We start from the raw sequence: 3,992 nt of genomic DNA on the forward strand, positions 1-3,992 counted from the left end.
GGCTGGGCCCGAGGTTCCGATGCTCCTGCATGCGTCCGCCAGACTCAATGCTGAGCCGACCCGCCGCTTCGAGCTCCATGAGCTGGTTCCGTTCGGTACCGTTCACGATCAGCCGTGCGCCCGGTCGGTCCTTCACTCGGCTCTGGAGGCGGACCAGCTCACCGACCAGGCTCGCGCAGCCGTGCTGAGTCCCGGCGGCGCCGAGATACCCGGGCCCGCCTTCCACGAGGCCAACGAGCGCAGGTGGTGCTCAATGACCGTCGCCGCACACCCCACTGCGGCACCGTCCGGGACAAGGTCTGGCACCACAGGGATAAGCAGTGGTACTTCTTCCTGCGCGACGACTCCGGGCGCAAGATCAGTAGGCGGTACTCCGCCGCGGACCTGCAAGCCCGTTGCTTCTGACAACCGACCCACGGCACAGGCAGCCTGGCTGGACTCACCGTGTCCGCTCAGGGTGGTGAGCTGGGCGTTGGAGTGCTGTCGCAGGATGGGGGACGGGTGTCGGCTCCGTCGCCCAATGTCTCCAGAGGACCGGCCGTTCCATCCAGTGCTCGTCACCCCCGCCGTGCAAGTCGTGCTGACCGCCTCCGAGCGCCGTCTGGCTTTGTCATCTTGAACTGGGCCTGGCGCGAACAGGGTGAGACCGGGGTCCTGTCGAAGGGATCACGTGGTCGGGCTATACCTCGGGCGGGGGCGCGAGCACCATCGGCCAGTCGTCATAGGTCGCGAGCAGCTCGTCCAGTGGAACGTCCGGGCCCGCGGTAAAGACGACGGTCCCCTCGGACAGTCGTACGGACGGCTCCGGGCTGGCCGCGGTCTGCGCGCGCAGGACCACCACGGCCTCCGGGTCGACGGCCGACCGACCAGGGAAGTCGGCGGGGCCCACGCCGACCGCGCGCAACGCGGCCGGATAGACGGCGACGTCAACCACCAGCCAGCCGCCGTCGCGTGCGTGCTCGGCCCAACCGTCGGTCTGCAACAGGCAGGCCCACCCGTTCATCTCGTGGCAGTAGTCGCCGAGCCGGACCACGGCGCGCTCCCCGGGCGTGCCTTCGGGATCGACGACGAGGACGGCGACGGGCACGTCCGGTTCGTCAGGTTCGACGCCGGGGCGAACGTAAAGCCGGCCCACAGGGGAACCTCCAAGGGGGTGTCGGGTCGGGTGGGCGCTAGTACAGCACAATGCGACCGGACACCTCACCTGTACGGGAACACGGCCGATCACCCGAGCGGGTGCGCCGGTATCCGTCGGACATGACCGACGCGGAGGAGACGGTTGCCCGGACGATCGTCAGTGGCGGGTGCTAAGTTCCGGTCCTCGTCACGACGGAGGGGATTCCCGATGCAGCAGATATGGGCACGGATCGAGACCGTGCTCGGGCGGATCGCCCCGAGGGTGCTGGCCGCGATGCCGCCCGGTGCCACCGAGGAGGAGATCGAGGCAGTGGAGGCCGTGATGGGGGTGGAGCTTCCGGAGGATGTCAGGGACTCCTACCGCTGCCACGACGGTCTGCCGGGGGTCCTGATCGGTTTGCACGCCGCGCTCTACTCGCTCGGCGAGATGGTGGGCGACTGGCGCGAGCGGGCCGTTGACGCCGGAGACCCGCCCGAGGACGAGCGGGAGGAGGACGGCGTGATCCGCCGGGACATTTCCTGGTCCGCAGGGTGGATCCCCTTCATCGGGATCGGCAATGGTGACGTGATCTGCATCGATCTGGATCCGCCCACCCCGGAGCGCCGTGGCCAGATCATCGACTGGTCGCACGAGGGCTGGCGGGCCCGGTACGAGACCGCCGGTCTGCGGGAGTTCCTGGAGGACTTCGCCACAGACCTGGAGGCCGACCGCTACCAGGTCGACGAGACGGGCGGCGCGTGGAGCGACAGCGGCCTGCCACTGGTGATGCTGAAGGACTGAGGACGAGGCCCGCCCAGTAGGTAGGTACCGGGCAACCCAGGGGGCGGGGGGGCTGTGCTCTGCGGGAGGCCGCGGGCCGACGTCTTCCGGACTCGCGCAGCTCCGCGCGCCCCTGTTGTCGCTGATCGATGGCCCACTGGCTGGCGGAGCCTCATGGAAGCAGTGGTCGTACCGATCAGTCCCTCTGGCGGTCGAACGGGGGTTCCCGCCTGTTCCCCCATCGTCCCCCGTAGGATCGGCTGCCCCTTCCCGTGCTCGTCGCCCCTGCCGTGCCCGTCGTCCTGACCGCCTCCGAGCGCCACCGGCTGAAGAAGACGGCCTACGGCCACAAGACCCCGTATCAGGCCCGGCAGCGGGCAACCATCGTGCTGCTGGCGGCTCGGGGGCGTTCCAACACGCGGATAGCCGCGCGGACGCAGATGCACGTGGACACGGTGCGTACCTGGCGGGGCCGGTTCGCCGCCGACGGCCTGCCCGCCCTCGCCGACCGCAAGCGCTCGGGCAGGCCGCCCTCGTTCAGGCGCTGCGAGCCGAAGACCGGCATCGTCCCCTTCATGAACCTGGTCACCCAAGTCATGACCACCGAGCCCTACGCGAGCGCCAGACGCGTCTTCTGGATCGTCGACAACGGCTCCTCCCACCGGGGGCAGAAGGCCATCGACCGCCTGACCACAGCATTTCCGAACGCGGTCATGGTCCACACCCCCGTCCACGCCTCCTGGACGAACCAGATCGAGATCTTCTTCTCCATCGTCCAACACAAGGTCGGCCAACCCAACGACTTCACGGACCTGACCCAGGTCCGGGACCGGCTCCTAGCATTCGAAGACCGCTACAACGCCAAATACTGCTGCCCGGCAGTTCGTCCCGACGCTGTTGGTTGATCAACCAACAGCGTCGTTCGTCTCTGACGGGCCTTTCCGATCTTGGCTACGAGAGAAAACCTAAACCACGCCACCACCCAATATCTACTCCAGTTGGGATAGATTTCCGCGTGTTCCGGGGCGAGGTAATCCGCCTCGCCGGGTGTCAGGCGGTGGACCCGCGGTGGTCGATGCTGGCTTGGCGGAGCCGGGTGGCGTTGTGGGTGATGGTCTCGATGCGCGCTGCCAGGTCTGGATGGCCCGCCTTGAGGTGGGCATGGATGTCGACCAGCGGGTCGATGAGGCGGGCGGCGTCATTGTCGGCGAGCGCCTCGGCCAACCGGGCCAGAGGGGTGCGCGCTCGGGCGGGGACATCGGTCAGGCCGGCGATCTGACCGGCGAGTTGACGCAGTTCGGCGGCGTTGCCTCTGGCCCAGGTGGTGACCGTGCGGTCGGCGGCGCGATGGTCGCGGGTGGCTTGCACGCGTTGTTCGCCGGTAGTGCCGGGCGTTCCGGGGCATACGCGCAGGTAGCGGCGCTCGGCGGCCTGTCGGCTGGCACGACGCCCTACGGACGAGAAAGGCACCCGTTCCGATGCTCACGCTGCGTGAACCGGCTCCGACCCGGGCCGGCATGACGTTCCACCAGATGCTGGAAAGGATCCGGTACGAAGGCGCGTACCCCACCCGGGAGCGGGCCGAGCATGTCGCTCACGCCGTGCTGGCGGCACTGGGCCGTCAGCTCACCGGCGAAGAACGGGCCGATCTCGCCACCTGCCTCCCGCCCGAGGCCGCCCTCGTCCTCACTGGCCAGATCCCCGACGGCCAACCACTCACCGGCTGGGGCTTCGTCAAGGAACTGGCCACCCGCACGGGCGGCACGCCCGCCACGACGCGCTGGGACACCGGAGCCGTCCTCGACGCCGTCGGCCACCTCGCCGGCCCCGGCCTCCTAAACCGCATCCTCACCCAGCTTCCGCCCGGATACGCGCTGCTGTTCGGCCGTGCGGAACACATCCAGGCCGCCTGACCCCCACGGACCGGTCACAGCAGCCGGTCAGACGCCGTCTGGAACCTTCAGTCCCCGCCCTACGACGCGAACGGGAGAAAGGGGAACTCCCCATGACGACGCCAAGCCGCTGCCGTGACGGTTGACAGGACCCCTTGACCACAGCAGCAAACGGCTGCGGATCCTGCCGGATCCGGCAGGAG

Annotated in this window: 5 protein-coding genes and 1 pseudogene; 3 read left to right on the top strand and 3 right to left on the bottom strand. The window is 68.9% G+C overall.

Translation table 11 applies throughout. The annotated features are described in order from the left end of the window. Together J1C73_RS21135 and J1C73_RS21140 are read right to left on the bottom strand one after the other, a co-directional pair. The coding region (locus tag J1C73_RS21135; RefSeq protein ID WP_207317796.1) for a hypothetical protein at positions 1-226 on the bottom strand (226 nt) is incomplete at its 3' end. A 453-nt stretch (positions 227-679) separates the two neighbouring features. Next, the gene (locus J1C73_RS21140) at positions 680-1,135 is read right to left on the bottom strand and encodes a hypothetical protein (RefSeq protein WP_207317797.1); all 456 of its coding nucleotides are present in this window, start codon (positions 1,133-1,135) and stop codon (positions 680-682) included. A 210-nt stretch (positions 1,136-1,345) separates the two neighbouring features. Here J1C73_RS21140 and J1C73_RS21145 point away from each other — a divergent pair, with 210 nt between their 5' ends. Both J1C73_RS21145 and J1C73_RS21150 read left to right on the top strand, forming a co-directional pair. After that, a complete protein-coding gene (locus J1C73_RS21145) occupies positions 1,346-1,918 on the top strand; it encodes an SMI1/KNR4 family protein (protein WP_207317798.1) in 573 nt (190 codons plus the stop codon). A 251-nt stretch (positions 1,919-2,169) separates the two neighbouring features. Next, positions 2,170-2,802, top strand: coding sequence for a helix-turn-helix domain-containing protein (locus tag J1C73_RS21150; RefSeq protein ID WP_307797758.1), 633 nt, complete (start codon positions 2,170-2,172; stop codon positions 2,800-2,802). 145 nt (positions 2,803-2,947) lie between these two features. Here the strand turns inward: J1C73_RS21150 and J1C73_RS21155 are convergent. Further along, positions 2,948-3,340, bottom strand: a pseudogene (locus J1C73_RS21155) (type III effector protein); the annotation flags it as partial. A 35-nt stretch (positions 3,341-3,375) separates the two neighbouring features. Here J1C73_RS21155 and J1C73_RS21160 point away from each other — a divergent pair. Then, positions 3,376-3,810 (top strand): DUF2267 domain-containing protein, encoded by a 435-nt coding sequence (locus J1C73_RS21160; RefSeq protein ID WP_242644490.1) that lies wholly within the window; start codon positions 3,376-3,378, stop codon positions 3,808-3,810. Positions 3,811-3,992 lie beyond the last annotated feature (182 nt).

This window comes from Streptomyces laculatispora (genome assembly GCF_017353455.1).
GTDB lineage: Bacteria > Actinomycetota > Actinomycetes > Streptomycetales > Streptomycetaceae > Streptomyces > Streptomyces laculatispora.